This window comes from Microbispora sp. H10949 (assembly GCF_014161435.1).
GTDB lineage: Bacteria > Actinomycetota > Actinomycetes > Streptosporangiales > Streptosporangiaceae > Microbispora > Microbispora triticiradicis.
In genome coordinates, this window is sequence record NZ_JABBWZ010000014.1 from 143,096 (window position 1) to 168,850 (window position 25,755).

The 25,755-nt window shown below is 71.6% G+C and carries 20 protein-coding genes; 8 read left to right on the forward strand and 12 right to left on the reverse strand.

Annotation, left to right across the window (positions count from 1 at the left end; all coding sequences use genetic code 11):
* Positions 1-35 precede the first annotated feature (35 nt).
* A complete protein-coding gene (locus HHX40_RS31395) occupies positions 36-980 on the reverse strand; it encodes a helix-turn-helix transcriptional regulator (RefSeq protein WP_220499792.1) in 945 nt (314 codons plus the stop codon).
* 169 nt (positions 981-1,149) lie between these two features.
* Here HHX40_RS31395 and HHX40_RS31400 point away from each other — a divergent pair, with 169 nt between their 5' ends.
* Positions 1,150-1,968, forward strand: coding sequence for a sensor histidine kinase (locus HHX40_RS31400; protein WP_182883472.1), 819 nt, complete (start codon positions 1,150-1,152; stop codon positions 1,966-1,968).
* A 20-nt stretch (positions 1,969-1,988) separates the two neighbouring features.
* Here the strand turns inward: HHX40_RS31400 and HHX40_RS31405 are convergent, their stop codons facing one another.
* From HHX40_RS31405 to HHX40_RS31420, 4 genes are all read right to left on the reverse strand, one after another.
* Complete coding sequence (locus HHX40_RS31405; RefSeq protein ID WP_182883473.1) at positions 1,989-2,420, reverse strand: STAS domain-containing protein; 432 nt, start codon at positions 2,418-2,420, stop codon at positions 1,989-1,991.
* Between the two features lie 123 nt (positions 2,421-2,543).
* Positions 2,544-3,284 (reverse strand): succinate dehydrogenase/fumarate reductase iron-sulfur subunit, encoded by a 741-nt coding sequence (locus tag HHX40_RS31410; protein ID WP_111701333.1) that lies wholly within the window; start codon positions 3,282-3,284, stop codon positions 2,544-2,546.
* On the reverse strand, positions 3,281-5,224 hold the full coding sequence (locus HHX40_RS31415) for a fumarate reductase/succinate dehydrogenase flavoprotein subunit (protein ID WP_182883508.1): 1,944 nt from the start codon (positions 5,222-5,224) through the stop codon (positions 3,281-3,283). Before HHX40_RS31415 ends, HHX40_RS31410 begins: the two co-directional genes overlap by 4 nt.
* Before the next feature lie 83 nt (positions 5,225-5,307).
* Complete coding sequence (locus HHX40_RS31420) at positions 5,308-6,072, reverse strand: succinate dehydrogenase cytochrome b subunit (protein ID WP_310738369.1); 765 nt, start codon at positions 6,070-6,072, stop codon at positions 5,308-5,310.
* A gap of 268 nt (positions 6,073-6,340) precedes the next feature.
* Between HHX40_RS31420 and HHX40_RS31425 the strand changes: the two genes are divergently transcribed.
* The 7 genes from HHX40_RS31425 to HHX40_RS31455 all read left to right on the forward strand — a co-directional run bounded on the left by HHX40_RS31425 (position 6,341) and on the right by HHX40_RS31455 (position 14,323).
* Positions 6,341-7,267, forward strand: coding sequence for a LysR family transcriptional regulator (locus HHX40_RS31425; RefSeq protein WP_111701332.1), 927 nt, complete (start codon positions 6,341-6,343; stop codon positions 7,265-7,267).
* Between the two features lie 94 nt (positions 7,268-7,361).
* The gene (locus tag HHX40_RS31430) at positions 7,362-8,567 is read left to right on the forward strand and encodes a PP2C family protein-serine/threonine phosphatase (protein ID WP_182883474.1); all 1,206 of its coding nucleotides are present in this window, start codon (positions 7,362-7,364) and stop codon (positions 8,565-8,567) included.
* Positions 8,564-10,237, forward strand: a complete 1,674-nt coding sequence (locus HHX40_RS31435) for a sensor histidine kinase (RefSeq protein WP_182883475.1) — start codon at positions 8,564-8,566, stop codon at positions 10,235-10,237. The genes HHX40_RS31430 and HHX40_RS31435 overlap by 4 nt, the downstream gene beginning before the upstream one ends.
* Positions 10,230-10,667, forward strand: coding sequence for a response regulator (locus HHX40_RS31440; protein WP_182883476.1), 438 nt, complete (start codon positions 10,230-10,232; stop codon positions 10,665-10,667). The genes HHX40_RS31435 and HHX40_RS31440 overlap by 8 nt, the downstream gene beginning before the upstream one ends.
* A gap of 180 nt (positions 10,668-10,847) precedes the next feature.
* Complete coding sequence (locus HHX40_RS31445; RefSeq protein ID WP_182883477.1) at positions 10,848-11,651, forward strand: hypothetical protein; 804 nt, start codon at positions 10,848-10,850, stop codon at positions 11,649-11,651.
* Positions 11,652-11,678: 27 nt separating this feature from the next.
* On the forward strand, positions 11,679-13,571 hold the full coding sequence (locus tag HHX40_RS31450; RefSeq protein WP_111701327.1) for a fumarate reductase/succinate dehydrogenase flavoprotein subunit: 1,893 nt from the start codon (positions 11,679-11,681) through the stop codon (positions 13,569-13,571).
* Positions 13,571-14,323, forward strand: a complete 753-nt coding sequence (locus HHX40_RS31455) for a succinate dehydrogenase/fumarate reductase iron-sulfur subunit (RefSeq protein ID WP_182875913.1) — start codon at positions 13,571-13,573, stop codon at positions 14,321-14,323. Before HHX40_RS31450 ends, HHX40_RS31455 begins: the two co-directional genes overlap by 1 nt.
* An 81-nt stretch (positions 14,324-14,404) precedes the next feature.
* Here HHX40_RS31455 and HHX40_RS31460 read toward each other — a convergent pair whose 3' ends face one another.
* The 7 genes from HHX40_RS31460 to HHX40_RS31490 all read right to left on the reverse strand — a co-directional run bounded on the left by HHX40_RS31460 (position 14,405) and on the right by HHX40_RS31490 (position 25,745).
* Positions 14,405-15,370, reverse strand: coding sequence for a hypothetical protein (locus tag HHX40_RS31460; RefSeq protein ID WP_182883478.1), 966 nt, complete (start codon positions 15,368-15,370; stop codon positions 14,405-14,407).
* A gap of 92 nt (positions 15,371-15,462) precedes the next feature.
* Positions 15,463-15,852 (reverse strand): (deoxy)nucleoside triphosphate pyrophosphohydrolase, encoded by a 390-nt coding sequence (locus tag HHX40_RS31465; RefSeq protein ID WP_111701324.1) that lies wholly within the window; start codon positions 15,850-15,852, stop codon positions 15,463-15,465.
* A complete protein-coding gene (locus HHX40_RS31470; RefSeq protein WP_244302375.1) occupies positions 15,849-17,003 on the reverse strand; it encodes an NlpC/P60 family protein in 1,155 nt (384 codons plus the stop codon). Before HHX40_RS31470 ends, HHX40_RS31465 begins: the two co-directional genes overlap by 4 nt.
* Positions 17,000-17,650 (reverse strand): hypothetical protein, encoded by a 651-nt coding sequence (locus HHX40_RS31475; RefSeq protein ID WP_182883479.1) that lies wholly within the window; start codon positions 17,648-17,650, stop codon positions 17,000-17,002. Before HHX40_RS31475 ends, HHX40_RS31470 begins: the two co-directional genes overlap by 4 nt.
* A 19-nt stretch (positions 17,651-17,669) precedes the next feature.
* On the reverse strand, positions 17,670-20,180 hold the full coding sequence (locus HHX40_RS31480; RefSeq protein ID WP_259404081.1) for a type IV secretion system protein: 2,511 nt from the start codon (positions 20,178-20,180) through the stop codon (positions 17,670-17,672).
* Positions 20,177-22,654, reverse strand: coding sequence for an ATP-binding protein (locus HHX40_RS31485; RefSeq protein WP_117410229.1), 2,478 nt, complete (start codon positions 22,652-22,654; stop codon positions 20,177-20,179). The genes HHX40_RS31480 and HHX40_RS31485 overlap by 4 nt, the downstream gene beginning before the upstream one ends.
* An 85-nt stretch (positions 22,655-22,739) precedes the next feature.
* On the reverse strand, positions 22,740-25,745 hold the full coding sequence (locus HHX40_RS31490; RefSeq protein ID WP_182883480.1) for a TcpE family conjugal transfer membrane protein: 3,006 nt from the start codon (positions 25,743-25,745) through the stop codon (positions 22,740-22,742).
* Between the last annotated feature and the right edge of the window lie 10 nt (positions 25,746-25,755).

Sequence of the window (25,755 nt, forward strand, 5' to 3'; positions counted from 1 at the left end):
ACAGGGACAGGCAAGGCGTTGACGGCGACCACGCCTCACCCTCGATCACTCAACCCGGACACCGCCGCCGTCACCGCCACCGTCACCGCCGCCGTCACCGCTTCCGCCTCCGCGGGCGGCACCGGCTCGGGCGTCTGGGCGAGCCGGATGACGTTGGCGTCGGGATCGGCGAGAGCCCACAGTGACGCCAGTCCGTGCTCCGACGCGCTGCCCGGCTCGACCTGCATGAGGACGAGTTGCTGGCCGGGGGCGCTCCTGGCGGTGTAGAAGTCGTACTCGAACGCCAGCTCGCCGGCCAGCCGATGACGGAACCGTTTGGTGTCGGTCGTCCTCGGCCGCAGGTCGCGCTGGCTCCGCAGGCGGCGGAACTCCTCGCTGTGCTCCTCGAGCTCCTGAACGAGCTGGAGCAGGAGTGGATCATGCGGATCCATCGCCGCGACGGTCTGTATATGCGCCACCTTGAGATTGGCGGTCTTCTCCCAGTCGGCGTAGAAATGGACGGCCTCAGGGTTGAGGAAGACCAGCCGGATGAGGTTGTCGTTGCACTCCAGCCCCGCGTACAGCGCATCGGCGAGACGGTTGGTCGCGAGCATGTTCATCCAGCGGTCGATGATGAACCCGGGTGTCCGCGTCCATCCGCGCAGCACCCGGAGGAGGGTGGGCGCGGCCTCCTCGCGCTGCTCGACGACCCGGCACCGCTTCGGCAACGGGTGGGCGAGCGCGTACAGATACTCGACGGCCTCGGGGTCGGGGCACATGACCCTGGCGAGGGCGACGAGGACCTGGTCGGAGGGATTGCGTTCGCGCCCCTGTTCCAACCGCGAGTAGTAATCGGTGCTGATGCCCGCCAGGACGGCCACCTCCTCCCGGCGGAGCCCCGGGGTACGGCGGTGGCCGACCCGCGCCAGGCCGACCTGCTCGACCGGCGTGGCCTCCCTGCGCGCCCGAAGGAACTCTCCGAGGAACCGGTTCCGTTCCATACCTCCACAGTAGGCGGCGTTTTCCCGTCTGAGGGGGAGTTCCACACCAAGGTTGAGTGCGTCCTGGCAGGTGAGCGGTGGAACGCGGATTCTGGAGACGTGGCGCCACCTGGCCTTCGAGGAGTGACCGACCATGTCTCCGGAACGACCACACCGCACGCTGCGACGGGTGAACGAGATCGCCAGGAGGCTGGACGCCGTCAACCGTGGCGAAACCGTGGGCCGAGTCCCCGAGCCGTACGGGTACGGGCCGGTCTCCCGGCTCGGCCGCAGCGTCAACGGCACCCTCGCCCGCCTCGACGATACGAACCGGCGCCTCAGGGAGCTGCGCGACCGGCAGCGTCGGTGCGCCCGCGACCTCTCACATGAGCTGCGTACCCCGCTCACCGCGCTGCGCACGCGCTTGGAGGACGCGCGGTCGCATCCCGATGAGGCCGGCCTGCCGGCTTTGCTAGAGCAGACGCTCGGCGACGTCGACCGGCTGGAGTCGATCGTCACCGACCTGCTGCTGCTCACCAGGCTGCGCGCCGCCGAACCCGGGTCGACGATGCGGCTGGATCTGGGCCGCCTCGTCCGGGACGAGACCTCCCTTCAGTCCTGGGGGTGCAGCGTCCACCTGAGTATCCGGCCGGGGGTCGTGGTCGAGGTGGCGGAGGACCTCGTCCGGCGCGCCCTGGCCAACCTGCTCGACAACGCGGTGCGGCACGCCAGGACCCGTGTCCGGGTGGAGGTCCGGCATGGGAAGGACACCGGTGAGCTGCTGGTCACCGACGACGGCGACGGGATCCCCCATGGCCAGTGGGAGCGGGTCTTCGATCCGTTCTACCGGCTGGACGCCGCCCGCAGCCGCGCGCAGGGCGGCCCGGGCCTCGGCCTGACCATCGCCAGGGAGATCGCGGAAGCACACGGCGGCGGCCTGCAGGTCAGGGATTCGTCCGCCCCCGGGGCGTTCTTCCTGCTGTGGCTCCCGCTCGCGAGGGATGCCTGATCACGCCGGCCCGAGAGCCGTCAGCGGTCGCCCGCGACCTCGAACAGTCCGCCCATCTCCGGGCCTGGGGGGTGCCGCGGGCCCGCGTCGGACGCGCTGCCGAGCGCCTCCTCGACCGTCGGGTGCTGCTCGAAGACGTTGCGCAGACCCGTGATCGTCAGCACCCGGCGCAGCACGCCCTGCACGCCGCTCAGGATCAGCCTGACGTTCGCGGCCTGACCCCGCTGAAGTGCGGAGATAAGCTCGCTCAGCCCCCGGGAGTCGCAGAACATGATCTCGGCGACGTCGATGACGACGACGGAGATCCTGGACGACTCCCAGACCTGCCGCAGCTCCTCGCGCAGCAGGTGGGCGGTGGTCGCGTCCAGGTCGCCCTCCGCGTACACGACGAGAGCGTCGCCTCGCGCGACGGACGCGACCTTCAAGGTCGAACGGGGACCGGACACGAACATGCACACTCCTCGCCTGCGGGTTCACGGCAGACGTGTTACGCCAACACAAATCACACGTTACCCGGGAGCAGGGGAGGTTATGTGCCCGGACACCGGAACTCGGGGCCCCAGAGCGATGTCGCGCTACTTGGAAGCCGACCTGAGGTAGTCGGCGTTCATCCGGGCGATCGTGTCGAACGGGATGCCCTTGGGGCACACGGCCGTGCACTCGCCGGTGTTGGTGCAGCCGCCGAAGCCCTCCGCGTCCATCTGCTCGACCATCGCCCTGGCCCGGGAGTCGCGCTCCGGCTGGCCCTGCGGCAGCAGGCCGAGGTGGGTGATCTTCGCGGCGGTGAACAGCGAGGCCGAGCCGTTGGGGCAGGCCGCGACGCAGGCGCCGCAGCCGATGCAGGTCGCGGCGTCGAAGGCGGCGTCCGCGTCCTCCTTGGGCACCGGGACGGCGTGGGCGTCGGGCGCGGACCCGGCGGGGACGGAGACGAACCCGCCCGCCTGGATGATCCGGTCGAACGACGACCGGTCCACCACCAGGTCCTTGATCACCGGGAAGGGCGCGGCCCGCCACGGCTCGATGGTGATGACCGCGCCGTCCTCGAAGTGCCGCATGTGCAGCTGGCAGGTGGTGGTGGCGCGCTGCTCGCCGTGCGCCACCCCGTTGATGACCATGCCGCACATGCCGCAGATGCCCTCGCGGCAGTCGTGGTCGAAGGCGACCGGGTCGTCGCCCTCCAGGATCAGCCGCTCGTTCAGCACGTCGAGCATCTCCAGGAACGACATGTCCGGGGAGACGTCCTCGACCCGGTAGGTCACCATCCGCCCCTTGTCGGAGGAGCCGGACTGGCGCCAGATCTTCAGGGTCAGGTTCACTTGTAGCTCCGCTGGGTCATCTTCACGTACTCGTAGTCCAGCTCTTCCTTGTGCAGGACCGGGCCGTCGGGGGTCCACTCCCACGCGGCGACGTACGCGAAGTTCTCGTCGTCGCGCAGGGCCTCGCCGTCGGCGTCCTGCGACTCGGCCCGGAAGTGGCCGCCGCACGACTCGGTGCGGTGCAGGGCGTCCACGCACATCAGCTCGGCCAGCTCGAAGAAGTCGGCCACGCGGCCGGCCCGCTCCAGCGCCTGGTTGAGCCCCTCGGCGTCGCCCGGCACCTTGACGTTGTTCCAGAACTCCTCGCGCAGCTCGGGAATGCGCTCCAGCGCCTTGCGCAGCGACTCCTCGGTGCGCTCCATGCCGCAGTAGTCCCACATGATCCGGCCGAGCTCGCGGTGGTAGGAGTCGGCCGTACGGGTGCCGTTGACGGAGAGGAGCCTGTCGATTCTGTCCTGGACGGCCTTCCTGGCCTCGGCGACGTCGTCCTCCTCGACCGGCCCGAACGCGCCGACCCCGGCGAGGTAGTCGCCGATCGTCGTCGGCAGCACGAAGTAGCCGTCCGCCAGGCCCTGCATGAGGGCCGAGGCGCCCAGGCGGTTCGCGCCGTGGTCGGAGAAGTTGGCCTCGCCGATCACGAACAGGCCGGGGATGGTCGACTGGAGGTCGTAGTCCACCCACAGCCCGCCCATCGTGTAGTGGACGGCCGGGTAGATGCGCATCGGGACCTCGTACGGGTTCTCGCCGGTGATGCGCTCGTACATCTCAAAGAGGTTGCCGTACTTCTTCTCGACGGCGTCGCGGCCGAGCCGCGCGATGGCGTCGGCGAAGTCGAGGTAGACACCGAGCCCGCCCGGGCCGACGCCGCGTCCCTCGTCGCAGACGTTCTTGGCGGCCCGGCTGGCGATGTCACGCGGCACCAGGTTGCCGAACGCCGGGTAGATGCGCTCCAGGTAGTAGTCGCGCTCGTCCTCGGGGATGTCGGCGGGGGCCCGGCCGTCGCCCTTGCGCAGCGGCACCCAGACGCGGCCGTCGTTGCGCAGCGACTCCGACATCAGGGTCAGCTTCGACTGGTAGTCGCCGCTGACGGGGATGCAGGTCGGGTGGATCTGGGTGAAGCAGGGGTTGCCGAAGTACGCGCCCTTCTTGTGTGCCCGCCAGATCGCCGTGGTGTTGCAGCCCTTGGCGTTGGTGGACAGGAAGAACACGTTGCCGTAGCCGCCGGTGGCCAGCACGACCGCGTCGGCGAGGTGGGTCTCGATCTCGCCGGTGACCATGTCGCGGACCACGACGCCCCTGGCCCGCCCGCCGCTGACGACGACCTCCAGCATCTCGTGGCGGGTGTGCATCTCGACCGTGCCGGCCGCGATCTGACGCTCCAGCGCCTGGTACGCGCCGAGCAGCAGCTGCTGGCCCGTCTGGCCGCGGGCGTAGAAGGTGCGCGACACCTGGGCGCCGCCGAAGGAGCGGGTGTCGAGCAGGCCGCCGTACTCGCGGGCGAAGGGCACGCCCTGCGCCACGGCCTGGTCGATGATGTTCACGCTGACCTGGGCGAGGCGGTAGACGTTCGACTCGCGGGCGCGGAAGTCGCCGCCCTTGACGGTGTCGTAGAAGAGCCGGTAGACGCTATCGCCGTCGCCACGGTAGTTCTTGGCGGCGTTGATGCCGCCCTGCGCGGCGATCGAGTGGGCCCGCCGGGGCGAGTCCTGGTAGCAGAACGACTTGACCTTGTAGCCCAGCTCGCCGAGCGTCGCGGCGGCCGAGCCGCCGGCGAGGCCGGTGCCGACCACGATGACGGTCAGCTTGCGCTTGTTGGCCGGGTTGACCAGCTTGGCCTGGAAGCGCCGGGTGTCCCAGCGGTCCTCGACGGGACCCGACGGCGCCTTGGTGTCCCGGATGGGCTCCCCGGTCCGGTACGTGCCGGGCCGGGGCGGGGACACGGGCAGGGACACGGGCAGGGACACGGACGGAGACGGGGACGGCGACGGGACCACCGGCTCCTGCTGCTGGCGGCGGCGGAACTTCACTTGACCACTCCGATCATGATGCAGACGGGCGCCGCGACGAATCCGACCACGAGCACCGCGGAGACCACGGCGGCGCCCGCCCTGAGCGCGTTCCGGACGCGGGGGCGGCGGGTGAGGCCGAGCGACTGGAACGCGCTCCACAGGCCGTGCCGCAGGTGAAGGCCGATCATGACCATGGCGACCAGGTAGAACAGCCCCACCCACCAGCGGCCGGGCTGGAAGCCGGCGATCATCCGGTCGTACGGTGTGGCGTCGCCGCCCCCGGGGTTCACCGTGCCGAAGGTCATGTCGAGCAGGTGCCAGATCACGAACAGCACGATGATCACGCCGCCGTACCGCATGGTGCGCGTGGCGTACCCGCCGGCCTGCGACCTGCGCTTGGCCGCGTACTTGACGGGCCGCGCCTTGGCCGCGCGGCGGGCGAGCGACACGGCCGCCCACATGTGCAGCGCGACGGCGAGCACGAGCACGATCTCGGTGATCGTCAGCAGGGTCCGGTCGGGCAGCGCGGGCGAGCCCACGGTACGCAGCCAGTCGGCGTAGTGGTTGAAGGAGCCGGCGCCCAGGAAGATCTTGAGGTTGCCGAGCATGTGGCCGAGCAGGAAGAGCACGAGCACGGCGCCCGTGACGGCCATGACGGCCTTCCTGCCGGCGGAGGTGCCGAACAGGCCGCGCCGGGCGGGCGTACGCGGGCCGGGACGGGCCGGCGCGCGGGACACGTCCCGCCGGGGAACCGGCGCGGTCGCCGAGCCACGCCCCACCGAGCCGTGATCAACAGAGCCGTGATCAGCAGGGCCGTGCCCCGGAACATGGTCGACAGAGTGGTCAATGGTGGCAGTCACGTATGGAAACGCTAGGTTCGGTCTTTCCAGGCGTCCAAGTCATCGCGGTTCTGGTTTCGATAGCCGGGGGCTATGCCCTCTGCGCCGTACGCGTGCGGGGCCGGGACGCGCCGGGCGGGTGCGACCAAACTCACAGTCCGGGGGCCGCATCGGGCCGCCGGGAACCATAGCCGTAGGCTATCGAGCTGTGCAGCTCCAGCAACTGGCCTACTTCACGGCCGTGGCAGAGACGCGGCACTTCACCCAGGCCGCCGAGCGGATGCGGGTCGCCCAGCCGTCGCTGAGCAAACAGATCAAGAGCCTTGAGACGGAGCTGGGAGCCCCGCTGTTCAGCCGGGCGCGGGGGAACGTCACGCTCACTCCGGCGGGTGAGGCGCTGCTGCCGCTCGCCCGCCGCATCCTGGCCGACGCCGACACGGCCCGGCGGGAGGTCGCCGAGCTCGCGGGGCTGCGGCGGGGGCGGGTCCGCCTCGGCGCGACCCCCTCCCTGTGCGCCGGGTTGCTGGCCGACGCGCTGGCCCGCTTCCACCGCGACTACCCTGGTGTGGAGTTGCGGGTCGAGGAGGGCGGGTCGCGCGACCTGGTGCGGGACCTCGCCCGCGGCCAGCTCGACCTGGCGCTGATCATCCTGCCGCTGCAGAGCAGCGATCCGGCCCTGGTCACCCAGGAGATCCTGAGCGAGAACCTCGTCGTGGTCTCCGGGGGCGACCGGGGGCGCAAGCCGTTCATGCGGATCGAGGACCTGCGCGGGCGGCCCCTGGTGATGTTCCGCCGGGGCTACGACGTGCGGGAGGCGACGCTCGCCGCCTGCCGTCAGGCGGGTTTCGAACCCCGCTTCGCGGTGGAGGGCGGGGAGATGGACGCGGTGCTGCGCTTCGTCGAGGCGGGGCTCGGCATCGCCGTGGTGCCCTCGATGGTGCTGGAGAACCGGCCGGGGCTGGTCGGCACACCACTGGTGCCGGGGCTCCGCCGTACGGTCGCTCTCGCCCACCGCAAGGACGTGGAGCCGACGCGGGCGGCGCAGGCCTTCCGCTCGACGCTGCTGTCGTTCCTGAGCGAGGCCGCGCACGCCGGGACCCTCGCCCCCGGAATCGAGGCACTCGTCGCGATGTGAGTAGCCATGTGAGTAGCCAGGGGAGCCGCACCCCGCCCTCCCCTGACGCTAAGTTTGTCCCCACGATGCTGCCGACGCTGACCGAGAGGCGTTCGTGACCCCCGTCCCACCTGACCTGCCCGATCCGCTGACGCTCCTGCTGATCGAGGACGACGCCGGCGACGCGTTCCTCGTCGAGGAGCTGCTGGCGGACGCCGACAGGCCACCGAAGATCACCTGGGCGCGGACGCTGTCCGAGGGGCGCGAGCGGCTGACCGACGACGTGCAGTGCGTGGTCGTCGACCTGTCCCTGCCGGACGCCACCGGGCTGGAGGCGCTGGAGCAGGTCATCGCCATGGCCCCCGACACGGCCGTGCTGGTGCTCACCGGCCTCGGCGACACGCACGCCGGCATCGAGGCGGTCGCCGCCGGAGCCCAGGACTTCCTGGTCAAGCAGGACGTCGACGCCCGCCTGCTGATCCGCGCGATCCAGTACGCGATCGAGCGCAAGCGCGCCGATCTCGCCATGCGCGAACTGCTCCAGGAACGCATCGTCAGCAAGGAGAACTCCCGGCTCGAACGCGGCCTGCTGCCCGTCCCGCTGCTCGACCCCACGCTGCTGCAGCACCAGGCCCGCTACCTTCCGGGCCGTACGGGCGGGCTGCTGGCGGGCGACTTCTGGGACACGGTGCAGACGCCCGACGGCGCGGTGCACGTGCTGATCGGCGACGTGTGCGGGCACGGGCCCGACGAGGCCGCGCTCGGCACGGCGCTGCGCATCGCCTGGCGCACGCTGGTCCTCGCCGGGCAGACCGGCAACGACGTGCTGCGGACGCTGGACACGCTGCTGCGGCACGAGCGGAAGTCTCCGGAGATCTTCACCACGATGTGCAGCGCGGCCATCAGCCCGGACCTGACCACCGCCCGTTTGCACGTCATCGGCCATCCGCCGCCACTGCTGCTGCGTGACGGCGTGCTCGGGGTGGTCACCGAGACGCCGTCCGGCCCGCCGCTCGGGATCTTCCCGGACATCGAGTGGACGCCCATCGACGTCACGCTGGGCGAGCGGTGGTCGCTGCTGCTCTACACCGACGGGCTGATCGAGGCCACGGTCGGCGAGAACCGGGACCTGCTCGGCACCGAAGGGCTGGCGAACCTGATCCGCGCCCAGGAGGGGATCGACCTCGACCGCATCATCGCCAGCCTCGACGGCGCCATGCACGACGACGTCGCGGCCGTCCTCGTCTCCCGCGGCAGAACGGCCTTGACCGGCATCACCGGGGTCACCGGCATCACGGGCGCCGGGGAGGGCAGGGCATGACGACCATGCCTGAGACGCCAGTGCCTGAGACGACCACCCCTGAGACGACCACCCCTGAGACCACCGCGCCTGAGACGGGCGCGCCGCCGGCCCTCGCCGGCCCGCCCCCGCTCGCTCCTCCGCCGCTCAGCCCGCCCGCGCTGGACTCCCGCCTGACGGTCAGCCGCTGGTTCCTGCTCACGGGCGCGGGCGTGCTGGCCGTCTTCCTCATCGCCCTCGGCGCGACCCTGCTCGCGCTCGTGCAGGCGCAGGAGGCCCGGCAGACCCTCGTCGACGCGGTCGACCCGGCCGCCCTCCACACGCTGCGGGTCGCCACCGCCGTACAGGCGCAGGAGGGGGCGATCCGCGGGTTCGGGCTCACCGGGGAACAGCAGTACCTCGACGCCTACCGCAAGGGCGTCTCCGACGAGCGGGCGGCGAAGGACGAGATCGCGAGGCTCGTCCCCCGGCTGCCCCACGGCTACGGCGTCCGCGGCCAGATCACCGCCCTCACCGAAGCCACGGACGCCTGGCGGCGCGACTACGCCGAGCCGGTCGTCACCAGGACGCTCGACCGGGGTCCCGGCCCCCTCACCGACCTGGCCAGGAGCAACCTCCAGCGCTTCGCGGCCGTCAAGGCCGCGCTCGACCGGCAGCAGTCGGCTCTGGGCCGGCTCCACGACGTCGCGCGGGACCGGCTCTACTCCGCCTGGACGACCATCTACGCGGCGATCGCGGCGCTGGGCGGCGCGATGGTGCTGGCGCTCGTCGTCTGCGCGCTGATCGTGCGCCGCGCCGTCGTCGGCCCGATCGCGCGGCTGACCCGGCAGGTCCGGGAGGTCGCGGCGGGCGACTTCGACCACGAGCTCGGCGTCACCCGGCCGGCCGAGCTGTGGGAGCTGTCCGGCCACATCGACGGCATGCGCCGCCGGATCATGGCCGAGTGGCAGTCGTCCGTCGAGGCGCGCCAGCAGCTCGCGGACCAGGCCGAGGAGCTCCGGCGCTCCAACCGGGAGCTGGAGCAGTTCGCGTACGTGGCGAGCCACGACCTGCAGGAGCCGCTGCGCAAGGTGGCGAGCTTCACCCAGATGCTGGAGCAGCGCTACGCCGACCGGCTCGACGACCGGGCCCGGCAGTACATCGGCTTCGCGGTGGACGGCGCCCGGCGCATGCAGCTGCTCATCAACGACCTGCTCGACTTCTCCCGGGTCGGCCGGGTGGGCGGCGAGCGGGAGGAGATGGACAGCGGCGACGCGCTGGCCGCCGCGCTGCGCAACCTCGACGCCCGGCTCACCGACACCGGGGCGACGGTCACGCACGACGACCTGCCGAGGGTCCTCGGCAACCGGACCCTGCTCACGCAGCTCTTCCAGAACCTTGTCGGCAACGCGCTCAAGTTCCGCTCCGAGGAGCCGCCCCGCGTCCACATCGGCGTACGGCGGGACGGCGACGTGTGGGAGTTCAGCTGCGCGGACAACGGGATCGGCGTCGAACCGAAGTACGCCGACCGGATCTTCCTGATCTTCCAGCGGCTGCATTCAAGGGACGTCTATCCCGGTACGGGAATCGGGCTGGCGCTCTGCCGCAAGATTGTCGAATATCATGGCGGCCGGATCTGGCTCGACACCGGCGGGGATGCCGGGGCCACGTTCCGCTGGACGCTGCCGGCCCTGGGAGACCCCGATGAGTGAGTTCCGCCCGATCGAGGTCCTCCTGGTGGAGGACGACCCCGGCGACGTGTTGCTCTGCCAGGAGGCGTTCTCGCACAACAAGGTCGGCAACAACCTCCACGTGGTCCAGGACGGGGAGCAGGCGCTGGCCTTCCTGCGCGGCGAGGGTCCGCACGGCGCGGCGCCGCGGCCCGACCTCGTGCTGCTCGACCTGAACCTTCCCCGGTTGAACGGCTTCGAGGTGCTGCAGGAGGTCAAGGCCGACCCCTCGCTGCGGAGCATCCCGGTGGTGATCCTGACCACTTCGGAGGCTGAGCAGGATATCCTTCGGGGATACAACCTGCACGCCAACGCGTACATCACGAAGCCCGTCGACTTCGAGCAGTTCACCCGAGTGGTGCGGCAGATCGACGAATTCTTCGTCACCGTGGTCAAACTCCCGGGGAAGTGACCGAGATCACAGCGGGTAGGAGTGACCCTCCTCACAGTTCGTGATGTGCTCGTCGTAATGTGTGCCCCACCAATAACGCGCACGGCCTGAGCAGCAGGGTCAGCACGGCCCGAGCAGCACGGCCTGAGCACGCGCGACCGCTCCGGCGTGCGCGGAGTCAGTGAGGGTGGAAGGTCTCCGATGACCCAGACAACGGCCGAGAGCGCGGTACGGAAACAACGCGCGCAGATCAGGGTGCGCACTCTGCGCACCGACCGATGGTGGCTTGCTCCGGTGCTCACGTTCGCCGGGCTCTTCTTGTTCCTGATTTACGGCTTCTGGGCGATGTTCGACTTGAGCATGCTCGCCGGGTCGTACATCGCCCCCTTCTCGTCGCCCTGCCTCGCCGCGGCGACCTGCCCGGAAGGGGCCCGGCTGTTCGGATTCGCCCCGTTCGGCGACTGGTACACCCTGCCGCCGGGACTGCTGATCCTCGCGTTCCCGGGCGGGTTCCGGTTCACCTGCTACTACTACCGCAAGTCGTACTACCGCTCGTGGTGGATGTCGCCGCCGGCCTGCTCGGTGGCCGAGCCGCACAGCAAGTACACCGGCGAGTCGCGCCTGCCGCTGATCCTGCAGAACGTCCACCGCTACTTCTTCTACGTCGCCGCGCTCATCGGTCTGATCCTGACGTACGACGCGGTGCTGTCCTTCCGCGACGCGGACGGCAACTGGGGACACGTCGGTCTCGGCACGGTCATCCTCGTGGTGAACGCGGTCCTGGTCCTCTGCTACACGTTCGGCTGCCACTCCTGCCGCCACATCACCGCCGGGCGCCTGAACCACTTCTCCAGGCACCCGCTGCGCTACAAGGCGTGGACGCTGGTCTCGAAGCTCAACGCGCGGCACCAGCAGTTCGCCTGGGCGTCCATGGTCTCGATCGTGGTCGCGGACCTGTACGTCCGCCTCGTCGCCAAGGGCGTCATCAACTTCCCGTTCGCTTAAGCAGCACGTCGTTGTAAGGATCTCAAGGTGGAGCGTCACGAATACGACGTCGTCGTCATCGGAGCCGGCGGAGCGGGACTCCGCGCGGCGATCGAGGCGCGGCAGCAGGGCAAGCGGACGGCCATCGTCTGCAAGTCGCTCTTCGGCAAGGCCCACACGGTCATGGCCGAAGGCGGCGCCGCCGCCGCGATGGGCAACGTCAACCCGAACGACAACTGGATGGTGCACTTCCGCGACACCATGCGCGGAGGCAAGTTCCTCAACAACTGGCGCATGGCCGAACTGCACGCCAAGGAGGCTCCGGACCGGGTCTGGGAGCTGGAGGCCTGGGGCGCGCTGTTCGACCGCACCAAGGACGGCAAGATCAGCCAGCGCAACTTCGGCGGTCACGAGTACCCGCGCCTCGCCCACGTCGGCGACCGTACGGGCCTGGAGATGATCCGCACCCTGCAGCAGCGCGTCGTCGCCCTGCAGCAGGAGGACGAGAAGCTGCACGGCGACCCCGAGGCGTACATCAAGGTCTTCGCCGAGTGCACGATCACCCGGCTGCTGAAGGACGGCGACGCCATCGCGGGGGCCTTCGGCTACTGGCGGGAGACCGGCGACTTCATCGTCTTCGACGCTCCCGCCGTGGTGCTGGCCACCGGAGGCATCGGCAAGTCGTTCGTCGTCACGTCGAACTCCTGGGAGTACACGGGCGACGGGCACGCGCTGGCCATGCTCGCCGGCGCGAACCTCATCAACATGGAGTTCATCCAGTTCCATCCGACGGGCATGGTCTGGCCTCCGTCGGTGCGCGGCATCCTGGTGACGGAGTCGGTTCGCGGCGACGGGGGCGTCCTGCGCAACTCCGAGGGCCGCCGGTTCATGTTCGACTACATCCCGGACGTGTTCAAGGACAAGTACGCCACGACCGAGGAGGAGGCGGACCGCTGGTACGACGACCAGGCGGGCAACCGCCGCCCGCCCGAGCTGCTGCCCCGTGACGAGGTGGCCCGGGCGATCAACTCGGAGGTCAAGGCGGGGCGCGGCTCACCGCAGGGCGGCGTGTTCCTGGACGTGTCCACCCGGCTGCCCGCCGCCGAGATCATCCGGCGGCTGCCGTCGATGCACCACCAGTTCAAGGAGCTGGCGGACGTCGACATCACCAAGGAGCCCATGCAGGTCGGCCCGACCTGCCACTACGTCATGGGCGGCGTGGAGGTGGACGCCGACACCGGCGCGGCCTCGGTGCCCGGCCTGTTCGCGGCCGGTGAGGTCTCCGGCGGCATGCACGGCTCCAACCGCCTCGGCGGCAACTCCCTCTCGGACCTGCTGGTGTTCGGCCGCCGGGCCGGTGCGGGCGCCGCGGCGTACGTCGACGGCCTGGCGAGGCGGCCGGCGGCGGCCGCCGGGCTGGTCGAGGAGGCCAGGGCGGAGGCGCTGGCTCCGCTGGAGCGCACCGGCGGGGAGAACCCGTACGAGGTCCACCACGAGCTCCAGCGCACGATGAACGACCTGGTCGGCATCATCCGTAAGGCGGAGGAGATCAGCGAGGCCCTCCAGGTCGTCGAGAAGCTCAAGGAGCGGGCCAGGCACACCGCCTCCTCGGGCAGCCGGATCTACAACCCCGGCTGGCACCTCGCGATCGACCTGCGCAACATGCTGCTGGTGAGCGAGGCCGTGGCGAAGGCCGCGCTGCTTCGTGAGGAGAGCCGTGGCGGGCACACCCGGGACGACTACCCCGGCATGTCGCCGGAGTGGCGCAGGAAGCTGCTGCGCGTGGCGGTGACGCCGGACGAGTCTGGCGTGAGCGTCGAGGAGAGGGTCCAGCCGTCGATGCGCTCCGACCTGATCAGCCTGTTCGAGCGTGGCGAGCTGGAGAAGTACCTCACCGAAGAAGAGCTGGCGGAGTACGACGCCGCCGTCAAGGAGTCGTGATGGGATACAAGGCGAAGTTCCGCGTCTGGCGCGGTGAGGGCGGCGAGGGCAGGCTTGAGGACTTCACCGTCGAGGTGAACGAGGGCGAGGTCGTCCTCGACGTCATCCACCGGCTCCAGGCCACCCAGACGCCCGACCTCGCGGTCCGCTGGAACTGCAAGGCCGGCAAGTGCGGCTCGTGCTCCATGGAGATCAACGGCAAGCCGCGCCTGGGCTGCATGACCCGGATGTCCACCTTCGAGGAGGACGAGACCATCACGGTCACGCCGCTGCGGACGTTCCCGGTCATCAAGGACCTGGTGACGGACGTGTCGTTCAACTACCAGAAGGCCCGCGAGGTCCCGTCGTTCACGCCACCGGCGGACGTGAAGCCGGGCGAGTACCGCATGCAGCAGGTCGACGTCGAGCGGTCGCAGGAGTTCCGCAAGTGCATCGAGTGCTACATGTGCCAGAACGTCTGTCACGTGATCCGGGACCACGAGGAGAACAAGCCGAACTTCTCCGGCCCGCGCTACCTCATGCGGATCGCCGAACTCGACATGCATCCGTACGACGTGCTGGACCGCAAGGAGTCGGCGCAGGAGGACCACGGCCTCTCCTACTGCAACATCACCAAGTGCTGCACCGAGGTCTGCCCCGAGCACATCAAGATCACTGACAACGCGCTGATCCCGATGAAGGAGCGCGTGGTCGACCGGAAGTACGACCCGCTGGTCTGGCTGGGCTCGAAGATCTTCAAGCGCCAGCGCTGACCCGCGCGTGACACGAGAGGCGCCGCCCGGACTCGTCCGGGCGGCGCCTCTCGTGTGCTGCTCTGAGTGTCTACTGCGGGTCTACTGCTCTCGCTGCTGGGGCTCTCCGGCCGCCGGCGCCTGCCCCTGTGCCTGTGCCGGAGCCTGTGCGGGGTCCCCGGCCGGGTACCCGTACGGCTGGGCGTACCCGTACGGCACGGGGTAGCCGTAGGGCTGCTGCGGGTAGGGCACGGCGTACTGCTGGGGGTACGGCTGCTGCGGGTAGGGCTGGACCGGCACGAAGCCCATCATCGGGGCGTAGCCGGCGCCCGCCGGATAGGCCGGGGTCTCCGGTGCGGCGGCCGTGGCGGCGACCGGGCCGCCCCGCCGTACGGCGGCGGCGTGGGCCATCCGCCGGAGCCGGCCCTCGAAGATCAGCCAGGCGATCAGCGCGATGCCGAGGAGCACACCGGCGGGGATCGCGAGCCGGTGGGCCAGCGACGCCTTGTCGTACTCGGGCGATGCGTTGCGGATCTCGTACGGCACGGTGTCGGGCGCGGGCTCCTCGAACGAGGCGGCCGCGGTGGGAGTCTGGCCGACATCCGGCGTCGAGGCCGGCGGCAGGCTCACCTGTCCCTCGCTCTCCGGGGTGGGGGTGGGGGACGTGCCGCCCGCCCCGGCGGGCACCTCGGTCGTCGAGGGGAAGTGCTCGGTGGTCGCCGGAGGCTGCTGCCCCTGCTGGCCCTGTTGCCCCTGCTGGCCGCTGGTCGACGCGGGCGGGGTGGTGGAGTGGGTCGCCGTGGGCTTGCGGGTGGTGCGCTTGGGCGTCGGCGTGACGGTGACGGTCTTCGTCACTACCGGCTCGGCGGTCGGGCTGGGCGAGGGCGACGGCGTCTGCGTGACGGTGACCGTGACGACGTCGCAGTTGTCGCCCTGGGTGGTGTCGCACGGGTTCACCGGGTCGGCGGTCGCGCCGAGCATGGGACTCACGACCACGACCGCCAGCGTGGCGAGTGCCAGCGACGCGGCAGCCGAGGACGCGGCCCTGATGTATGCGCGTCCGATCACCGATCGCCTCCTGTCAGCGCGTGCGAGGTCAACACCGATTGTAGTTCCGTCCACGGCGCGGCAAAGCCGGTCTCAGGGCACGATTCTGCGTCCTATCCGGGCAACAGCGTCTCTATCTCGGCGACCACCGGCAGATCCGCGGGCAGCCAGGCGACGTCGTACAGTTCGTGCGGCTCCAGCCAGCGCAACGCGAGGTGCTCGATCGGCCGGGGGACGCCCGCGGCGAGCCCGGCGAGCCAGACGCGCATCACGCCGCCGTTCGGCAGCGGCCAGTCCCCGCCGACGCGGTGTGACACCACGATGTCGACGCCGAGTTCCTCGACGCACTCGCGCACCAGCGCGGCGCGCTCGTCCTCCCCCGGGTCGACCTTCCCGCCGGGGAACTCCCAGCCGCCGCGCAGTTCCGGCGGCGCGGACCGCTGGGCGGCCAGGAGCCGGCCGTCCTCCACGATCGCGGCGCCCACGACCAGCCTGCCGGTCACGTCTGGGCCCGCTTGAGCTGCGCCAGCACGGTCTCGTTGCGGAGCGGCCGGGTGAAGCCCACGATGTTCGGCCGGTCGCGGTAGGTCGTCACCTTGATCGGCCCGCAGAGGGTGCACCTCGCCTCGATCATCGTGCCGGGCGAGACGACCATCCCGACGTGCCCGGGGTTGTCCTTCGACGTGCCGGGGCCGGCGTTGAAGAAGACGAGGTCGCCGGGCTGCTCCTCGCCCTGCTCGATCGGTACGCCGAAGGGCCACTGACCGAAGGTCGTCCGCGGGATGCTCAGACCGGCGTTCCGGTAGGCCATGTAGATGATCCCCGAGCAGTCGAAGGCGTCCGGGCCGGTGCCGCCCCACCGGTACGGCTTGCCCCGCTGCGCCAGAGCGTATTCGAGGATCTGGCGGACGACGTCGTCGGGGGCGTTCTCGACGAACCCGGAGTCGCAGGCCGGGTCGGCCTCGGCGGGCAGGCCGATGTCCCCCGTCGCGGCGTAGCGCTTGGCGATCTCCAGGACCTGGTCGACGTACCAGGTGGCGCGGTTGTAGACGAAGATCGCCCTTCTGAGGTCGTCGGGGGCGCCGTTGCGCTTGAGCATCTTGGCCGCGCCGAGGATGGCGTCCGCCGGGTCGTAGACGTCGCCGAAGCCGTCCCCGTCGCCGTCGGAGGCGTAGCCGTTGATGCCCGGCTCGATCTTCATCTTGGCCTGGCCGCCCCAGGTGCTGATGAGGAACTGCATCGGCCCCGCCGCGCCCGCGTAGTTGGTGCCGCTGCGCACGCCCGGCAGCGAGGACCGGCCGTGGTTCGTCTCCCGCTTGCCGATGGCGGCGAGCACGTTCCACTGCACGCCGATCTGCTTGCCGAACTTCTTGTAGAGCTCCAGGTAGTCCTCGGGGATGTCGCTTCGCGCCGTCGCGGACAGGTCCGCCCCGGCACCGGGTCCCGTGGCGGCCTCGGCGCAGTTCCCGGACGAGCCGCCGCCGAGCAGCATCGACGGGCTGGGGGTCATGAGGATGATCGAGGCGAACAGCGTGACCGGCACGATCACGACGAGGGCCACGGCGATCAACCGCCAGGACCGCCCTCCCGAGGCGAGCCGGCGGACGACGCTCCCCGAGGTGCGTACCGAGGTGCCGCGCGGCGGGACGGTCACGGCGAGGTGTCCCCGTCCTGGCCGGAGTCGGCCAGTTGCAGGTCGTACACCCGCCAGTCGGTGCCCGACTTGACGACGGTCACGGCGAACCGCTCGGGCACGTCCTTCTGGCCGCTCCGGTCCGTCACGTGCCGGGTGGAGTCGACGACGAACACCACCTGACTGCCCGTCATGTCGCGGATCGACGCCACCTTCGCCGACCCCTTCGAGATCACCTGGTCGGCCTCGTTCTGGTCCGCCACGGCGGGATCGGTGACGGTCCTGGTGAGCTGGCCCGCGAACTCGGTGGTCGCGAACGCCGTGAGCCGCTCGGCGCGGGCGGCCGGCTCCTCGTCGTGGGAGAAGGTGCCGTACGCCTCGGCGAAGCGGCGGGCCAGGTCGGCCGCCGCGCCGATCTCCTCCCTCGACAGCGGCAGGTACGCGTACACGTCGAAGGCGCCGGGCGTGGTGGCGACCGGGCCGGGCTCCCGCGCTCCGCTGGTCGCCCGCCCGGTGGCGGCCACCGACTGGCCCACCGACTGCTGTCTCGCCTGCTCGTCGCCGTCCGTGGGCGGGCTCATGCTGAGGTAGACGCCGACGGCGGCGAGCACCACCACGGCCGCCCCGAAGGCGAGCCCCTTGCCCCGGTCGCTGTTCCGGCTTCTCATGGCCTCGTCGGTGGTCCCGTCACTCGCCGGAGTCGCGGTCGGCCGGCTTGGCCCAGAACGGGGCCGGCGCGTCGCCCTCGCGCCGCGTGCTCTCCCCCCGGCTCGGCAGCCAGAGCGGGGGCGGCTCGGCCGGACGCGAACGCCCGGCGGACGACCCCGAGTCACGCGGTGGCGGCGGCGCCGGACGGGAGCGGCCCGCGTCGCCCCGGCGGGACGAACCGCCGAACAGACCGCCGGAACCGCCACTCGAACCGCCTGAGCCGCTTGAGCCGCTTGAGCCGCCGGAGGAGCCCCGGGACGAGCGACCCGAGCCGCCGCCGAACAGGCTGCCCGGCCCGCCGCCGGAGCCACGCGTGGTCGACGGCCGGGAGGCCCAGCCGCCGGACCGGCCGCTGAACCAGCCGCCACCGGACCCGCCGGACCCACCGGACCCACTGCCAGACCCGCTACCGGACCCACCGGATCCGCTCGCGGGGGCGGCAGGAGCGGCGGAGGCGGCGGAGACACCGGTGACCGCCGCTCCCGTCACCCGCCGGGGCACGGACGGAGCGGACGGCGCCGACGGCCCGGACGGCGCTGCCCCGCCTCCCGGGGCCCGTCCGGGCGCCTGGCCGTTCGCCGGGCCCCGCGCACCGGCCGGCCGTACGCCGGACAGGTTCAGCGGCGGGGCGGTGCCGGGACGGGCGGCGGCGACCCCGGCCTTGCGACGGCCCGCCTGCCCGTCGGCGTCGAGCGGCGCGGGTTGCGCCCCCGCGCGCGCACCGGCCTGGGCGGGAACGTTGCCCGCGCCCTCCTCGCCGCGCACCCGGCCCTGGGCCACGGAGGAGGCGGCAGCGGCGGCGGCGCCCGCACCGCTCGCCATCGCGGCGGCGCCGATGATCGGCTCGGCCTTGCGTAGGCCCCACCGGCCCGCCCGGGCCGCCGCGACCGGCGGCAGCACGGCGGCCGCCCGGGAGAGGGTCGGCGCGGTCGCGGCCTCGCCGAGCATCCGCGTGGCCAGCGTGTGCCCGTCCATCGAGGCGAACAGATGCTGGAACGGCCGCCGGTAGAAGAAGACCGCGATCGTCAGCAGCGCCATGAAGAGGATCTGCATGCCCCACGGCAGGTTGGTCGAGATGATCAACGCGTAGCCGTACACGAGGATGCCCAGCACCAGCGCGAGCACGGCCTGGCGGAGCAGCGTGCCGACCAGCATCTCCAGCCAGCGCATCGCGATGATCCGTCCCGAGCCGGGGTGCACGCCGATCAGCAGGAAGACCGGCGCGAGCATCAGCAGCAGCAGGAAGCCGACCTTCAGCACGAGCAGCGACACCGCGACGAGGAAGATGAGCAGACCGGCGACCATCGCCGCGATGAAGGCCCCGATGGCGATGCCGAGGCGGCTGGTCCAGTCCTTGCCCTGGAAGAGGAAGAACACCGGAGTGCTCTGCAGCGGCTTGGCGACCTCCTCCTCGAACCGCTGCTGATGCGAGTCGGAGGCCGGAGTCTGCTTGGCGGCCAGTTCCTGGGCGTCGATCGCCTGGAGGTCGAGGGTCTTCTGGCCGAGGCCCTTCACGAGACCGGCGTTGGGGTCGGCCGTGGCGAACTCACCCATCAGCCACGGCTTGCAGACGAGGATCGACCACAGCGCGTCGGCGTTCTGGGCCACGCCGGGGGTGCCCTGCCGGCCGTAGCCGCCCGCCGTGGGCTCGCTCGGCACCTCGCCCGGCTCGGTCGCCTTCATGGGCAGACAGGACGCGCCGCCCGCCCCCGGCAGGCCGGAGAACGCCGAGTTGACGATCTCGCCGGTCTTGTCGGTCACGGTCTTGCCGAGGCCCGTGAAGTCTCCCGGGCGGCTGAAGAACCAGATCGCGACCGTGACCGCGAGGACCATCCAGACGACGCCCTCGGTGGTCGTCGTCGCGCGTTTGCGGATGAGGCCGTACCAGGCCAGCCAGATCGCGCCGAGGATGACGACCGGCCGCAGGTACGGCCAGTACATCGCGTCGGCGAGGTTCTTGACGATGTCGTCGGCGACTTCCTTGATGGGCTGCAGCGGGCCCTCGGTGGCCGCCGCCTGGTACGTGCTGATCGTCAGCCGGTCGACGGCCTTGGCCCAGGAGAAGACGGTGTTGGCCCACGCGTTGCCGAGGACCGCGGTGACGTCGGAGCACCCGAGGTCGTAGGTGTGCCAGAACTGCCCGGCCATGCCGTACCGCTCGTAGTTGGTGAGCGGCTCCTTCGGCGCCGAGCCGTCCGCCGAGCCCTGTGCCGAGCCGGCGGGCGGCTTACCGGTGCCGGCGGCCGTCGCGTCGTCCGGCGCCGGGGGCTGCACCAGGCCGTCGACGCCGCCGCCCACGATCTCGGGGGCGAGTTTGGGCGACAGCTCGCAGATCCCGTCGGCGCTCGCCGTACCGGACGGGAAGACCAGCGGCAGCGTCACGAACGCCGCGAAGGCGACGAACAGCAGGGCGAGGCTCCGCCGGAGCCTCCTGCCGCGTCTGCCGCCCTCTCTGGTGCGACCTCTGGGACCGTTCCTGCGCACGCTCACGATCGCACCTCCTGCGCGACCCCCGACCGACCGGAGCCCCCGTCAAAGAGATCATGCATGTTCTCGCCGGGTTTGTCGTGTGTCGGATTGGTGTCAAGCCAGCGCAGCAGCTCCTCCGAGATAAGGTCCACCCCGATACGGCCGGCCCGGCCGTCCAGATCCCGGAAGACGCACTCCCCGTTGCCCAGGGAGCGCAGCACCCCCTTGTGGTCCTCCGAGGGATCCACGCCGAGAAGCTCCATCACGTGCTCGACCTCCACCCGCTCGGTGGACCGGAACGCGAACACCGACGACAGGCAGTTCGTGACCTGTTCGCTGAGCAGGTCACCGGCGTTCTGCGAGACCAGGACGAGCGCCGTGTTGCGCGAACGGCCCATCCTGGAGACCTCGGGCACGAGCTTGGCGCCCTCGGGGGTGGACGTGATCGCCCACGCCTCGTCGAGGAAGATGGCCTTCGGCGTGCGCCGGTCGAGCCCGTTCATCAGGCGGCGGGCGAACTGCGACACCAGGTAGAGCAACGCCACCGACAGCCGCTGCTCGTAGGAGTAGTCGTCCCTGACCGTCGCCACGTCGGGCAGCGTGAGGCCGCCGAGCGTGAAGACCGTGGTCCAGCCCTCGGTGTCGATCTGCTCGCCGCCGTAGGCGTCGAAGCACAGCCGGGCCAGGTGCATCTCCGACATGGAGCGCAGCACGGCCCCGAGGTTCTTCGACGCGGGGTCGGACGACTGCTCCAGGTGGTCGACCACCTTCCCCAGCGAGGGGTCGGGCTCGTTCGACACGGCCGCGACCGCCTGGATCATGGCGGACTCGCGCTCCTCCGACATCCTCGGCAGCAGCAGCCGCAAGGTCTCGCTCGCCATCGTCTTCTTCGCCGCGATGTCGTCGCCGAACGCGAACGGGTCGAGCAGGCCCGGCGCGGCCGACCCCAGCGGGATGACCCTCGCCTTCCGGCCCCGCGCCCGCAGCAGCCGTACGAGCGACTCGGCGTCGCCCTTGGGGTCGATCACCGCGATCGTGACGCCGCGCAGCGCCATCTGGTAGATCAGCAGCAGCGCCAGCGTGGTCTTCCCACCGCCCGGCTCACCCGTGATCGCGATGGCCGTCGGGCGGTTGCGCGCCGCCGCGACGAGCGGGTCGAAGTGGACGATGCTGCGCGCCCGGCCCAGGGTCTCCCCGACGTAGGGCCCGATCCACCCGGCGTTCGACTCGTCCACCCGGTCGCCGATCTCGACGGTCGCGGTGGCCATGCCGCCCGCGATCGTCCGCAGCGGCTGCCGCTGGGCGTACGCGTTGACCCGCAGCCGCTCCCCCGGCAACGCCTCGCAGAACAGCGAGAACTGGTCGCCGGTGGAGTTGACGACGTCGATGCCGATGTCACGGAAGTGCTCGACGATGGCCTCGACCCGCTGGACGCACATCTCCTCGGTCGGCGCGCTGACGCTCAGCCGGTGCCAGCCGTACACGAAGGGGAGCCGCTCCTTGGTGATGCCGTGCTCCAGCATGCGGGCGGCGTCGATCTGCTCGGCCAGCGCGAGCGGGGCCTCGGCCCCCGCCTCGCGGATGTGGATGTCCATGTCGCGGGCGTGGGCGAGCTTGCGCGCCACGTCCTTGCTGGCCCGTACGGGGGGAATCAGCCGCATCCGGCTGGAGATCTCGACGGGGAAGGGAAGCTGGTCGGCGAAGTGCAGCCACGGCTCGCCGTCGGGGAACGGCATGAGATCGGGGAACCTGGCGAACGACAGGTGCGCGACGTAGGCCTCGCCGGCGGGCTGCTGGATGCGCAGCAGCGACCTGCCGTTGTGGATCTGGCCCTCGACCAGCGCCTCGATCTCGCCCTTGCCCCACCTGCGGCGGGGGGAGGCCGAGGGCCACGGCTCGCCGAGACCGGCCGCCGCGGCGTGCTGGAACAACCAGGCGATCTCGGTCGAGGTGGCGTGGCGGGCGTAGAGCGCGCTGGAGGCCAGCGCCCGGCCGAGCCGCTCGGCGGCCTCGGTCCACCGGGCGATCTCCCGGTCCGGCACGTGGTCGTCCTCGATGCCCAGCTTCTTCTCGCTGCGCTGGTAGAAGCCGAACAGCTGGGCCAGCACGCCGGTGCCGAGCTGGGCGCCGCGCGGGCCGAGCCTGACGCCGAGGTAGACCTCCTTGCTCCAGAAGTCCTTGGCCCAGACGTGGCGGTACATCTCCTCCAGGTACTCCCGCCAGCCCGGGCCCTCGTCGGAGGTCGCGTTGAGGGCCATCGCCCACTCCGCCGCCGGGTACGCCCGGTGCGCGACCCGCAGGTGCACCTCGGCGTCGGGCATCCTGATCGCGGCCAGCGCGATCGTGACGTTCGTGGCCAGCGCCTCGCGCTCCTCGGGGGTGAGGAACTCGTAGCTCACCGTCGGCAGGCGGAAGTAGGCCCAGGCCGCCGAGTCGGTGAGCAGAACCCGATCATCGAAGTACCGCACCGCCAGGCGACTGCGCGCCCTGCTCATCGACCTTTCACCAGCTCTCCTGATCGCACGTCCCGGGACCCGTCGGACCCGCGCGACCGCCCTCGCCGCGGCCCGCGTCCGGCGTTCATCTCGCCACCTCCTGCTTGGCCTGGGCAGCCGCCAGGCCGTTCACGATCACTCCCGCGAGCGCGACGTACGCCCTGCGGCCGCCTGTCCGGAGATGGGTGATGTCGACCGGTCCCGGCCGTCCGGGCGCCAGCTCGTCCTCCCAGGGGATGCGGACGATCGCGCGGCACCTGCCGCTCGCGACCGCCTCCGCCTGCTCCACGTCGGGGAGGCTGCGGCGGCTCACTCCGTTGATCACCATGACCGCCCGCCGCCGCAGGTCGGAGCAGCCGTGGCCGTCGAGCCACTCGTACGTCATCGCGACCGCCTCGGAGGCGTCCTCGCTCGCGGGGGCGACCAGCACGAGCTGGTCGGCGTACGGCAGGAGGCGGGCGGCCAGCGCGGCCGCGGGGTCGATGACGGTCAGCCGGTAGTGCCGGTCGAGCGCGGCGAGCGTCCGGCGCCAGTCGGCCAGGAACGCGCGTTCCGCCAGACGCTGCGTGACCCGGTCGTCGGTGTCCGCTCCGACGACCTCCAGCCCCGACTCGCAGCGCGTCGTGTAGGACCGCATGCCCAGGTAGCCGGTCACCTCCTCGGAGCCCTCCAGCAGCGAGCTCAGCGTCTCCGGCGACTCTGCGGCGATCCTCGTGGTCAGTGTGCCCTCGCCGGTGTTCGCGTCGAGCGCGAGCACCCGGTCGTCTCGGTATCGGGCCAGCGTGTGGCCCAGCATTAAGGCCGTGGTCGTCTGCCCGGCGCCGCCCGTGCAGCCGAGCACCATGATCCGCCTGCTCGTGGTCAGCGGGACGCGGGCGCGCGCCTCGTCGACCTCCATGCCGTCCGTACGGCTGCCGCCCACGACCACCTGCGCCAGGCGCCGCCAGCCGCCGGACGGGTCGCGGCCCACCACCGCCTCGACCCGGCGCAGCCGCGGCGGCTCCTCGTGCCCCGGACGGCCGCTCGGAGAGCCGGCGGCGGGCAGCGCGGGCCGCGCACCGGACGGGGCCGCGTGGCGGGGCCCGGCCGGGACCGTCCGGATCGGCACCCCGGCCGGACCCGCCGGAGGCGTGACACTCCCCTTGCCCGTCGGTCCTACCGGTCCCGGACCGAGGCCGTACGACCCCTCCCGATGACCGGCACCAGGCTGGGCGTCGCCGGGCCGCGCATCACCGGGCCGGCCGCCGGGCGGCTGCGGCTCGGAACGGTGCGCGGCGGGGGGCTGCGAGTAGGGCGGCCGGATCCTGATCGGCTGCGCGACCGGGGCGGATACCTCACCGGCCGGGTCCGCGTCCGCGTCGGTGTCAGCCTTTGTGTTGGTGTTGGCGTTGGTGCCGGTGTTGGCCTTGGTGTTGGTGTTCGCAGGCCCGGCAGCCGCCGTCGCGCCCGTCCGGACCGGACCGGTGGTCGTCCCGTCGGCCGACTCGACGCTCTCCGGGACGTCCGCGATGTCCGCCGCGATGTCCGCGGGCCGATCGGGCGGGGTCTGGGCCTGTGCCGCCGCGGGGAACGCCTCTCCGGACGCTCCGCTCTGCTCACGGGGTCGCACCAGCCGAGGCGGCCGCCCCCTGCGGTGCTGCGCGAGAACGTCGGCGTCCTCCCGCCGCGCGGGCGCCTCACTCCTCCCCGTGCCCGGGTCGGAGGCGGCGGGTTCGGCGTCCGCCGACTCATCGTCGGCCGGCTCATCGTCGGCTGACTCGGAGGCGGCAGGAGCAGCGGGAGCATCGGACGCGGCAGAAGCGACAGGAGCGGCGGGGGGCCGGGCCTCCGCGCTCTCGCCCGGCGCTGTCCCATGCTGCCGCGTGGCCTCGTCGCGCTCGGAAGCCGCCCTCGGAGCGTCCTCCGGGGCGGTATCTGCGGCCGATCCTGTGGTGGTCTCTGCGGCGGTTCCTGCGGCGATTTCTCGAACGGCCGACGCGGCCGGCGGGTCACCGGCCCGCTCGCCGTCCGGGTCGTGCCGGTCCGAGTCCTGCCGGTCCGGGGTGAAGAACGCCGGGTCGGCGGGCCGTACAGAGCGGGGTTCGGCCGAGGCGGCGAGCCTGCGCAGGCGGCGCAGCGTCTCGGTGCCGAGGGGCGGCACCGGATGAGTCCCCGAGTGGGACTCCGTGTGGGGCTCCGAGTGAGATTCCGAGTGGGACTCCGAGACGGCGGGGCTCGCGCCGGGCGCCCGCCGATCCCAGCCCCAGCCCTGGCTCTCGCTCTGACCCTGGCCCTGGCCTTGGCCCTGCGACTCTGTGTCGTGGATCGCGCGGTCGTGGGCGGTGCTGTCCTCCCGTCCGGCGGGAGGTCCGTCCGGGTGACGGTCCCGCTCGGGATCGGCCGTACGGGCGGGGTCCGCCGGCGGCGCGGACGGCTGCGGCAGGGAGAAGACCCGTTCACCCGTGACGTCGCCCTTGGCCGCGGCCACGGCGCCGCTCCAGGGGAGCGGGGCGGGGCTGCCGGTGGTGACCGGCACGGCCGCGGCGGCAGCGGCGGCCACCGCGGGTCGCACGACGCGGGACGGGTCGAGTGGCGGCCCGCCCGCGTGCGCCGCGGCGGCCCGTGCGGAGGCGCCTGAGGCGTGCGCGGTCTCCGGGGCGGCGGCGGCCTTGACCGAGATCGGACGGCGCGCCCTGGCGCCGGCCCCCCGGAGGGCGGCTCTGCCGTTGCCGGTGACGACCGGCGGAGTGGTCCGCCAGACGCGACCGGTGAGGGCGATCTCGTCCGGCTCGTCGAACGGAGCCATCCGGCACCAGGTCTTGGGCTCGGCCATGTAGCGAACCTGCGACTGCAGAAGCTCGGTGAGACGCTTGTTCTCGATGACCGGACGGGTGGACAGCCAGGTGAGCACGCCGGGAGGAACCAGGTAGACGACGTGCCACGGCGCCTCCAGCGGCAGTCTCACCAGAAGGAGGAAGAGCCACCAGGGTACGGAGACACCCACGAACACACCGATCCAGACGACCGGAAGCGGCATCGGCAGCCGTAGGTCGTACAGCTTGTACAGCCGCTTCTCAATACGCCAGATATTGGTATATGTGGGCAGATCCACCCCGAACCTC

Bases quoted from the DNA above. Each gene is read 5' to 3' on its own strand.
- HHX40_RS31395 (WP_220499792.1), bottom strand. From the start codon at position 980: ATGGAACGGAACCGGTTCCTCGGAGAGTTCCTTCGGGCGCGCAGGGAG.
- HHX40_RS31405 (WP_182883473.1), bottom strand. From the start codon at position 2,420: ATGTTCGTGTCCGGTCCCCGTTCGACCTTGAAGGTCGCGTCCGTCGCG.
- HHX40_RS31435 (WP_182883475.1), top strand. From the start codon at position 8,564: ATGACGACCATGCCTGAGACGCCAGTGCCTGAGACGACCACCCCTGAG.
- HHX40_RS31440 (WP_182883476.1), top strand. From the start codon at position 10,230: ATGAGTGAGTTCCGCCCGATCGAGGTCCTCCTGGTGGAGGACGACCCC.
- HHX40_RS31445 (WP_182883477.1), top strand. From the start codon at position 10,848: ATGACCCAGACAACGGCCGAGAGCGCGGTACGGAAACAACGCGCGCAG.
- HHX40_RS31455 (WP_182875913.1), top strand. From the start codon at position 13,571: ATGGGATACAAGGCGAAGTTCCGCGTCTGGCGCGGTGAGGGCGGCGAG.
- HHX40_RS31475 (WP_182883479.1), bottom strand. From the start codon at position 17,650: ATGAGAAGCCGGAACAGCGACCGGGGCAAGGGGCTCGCCTTCGGGGCG.
- HHX40_RS31485 (WP_117410229.1), bottom strand. From the start codon at position 22,654: ATGAGCAGGGCGCGCAGTCGCCTGGCGGTGCGGTACTTCGATGATCGG.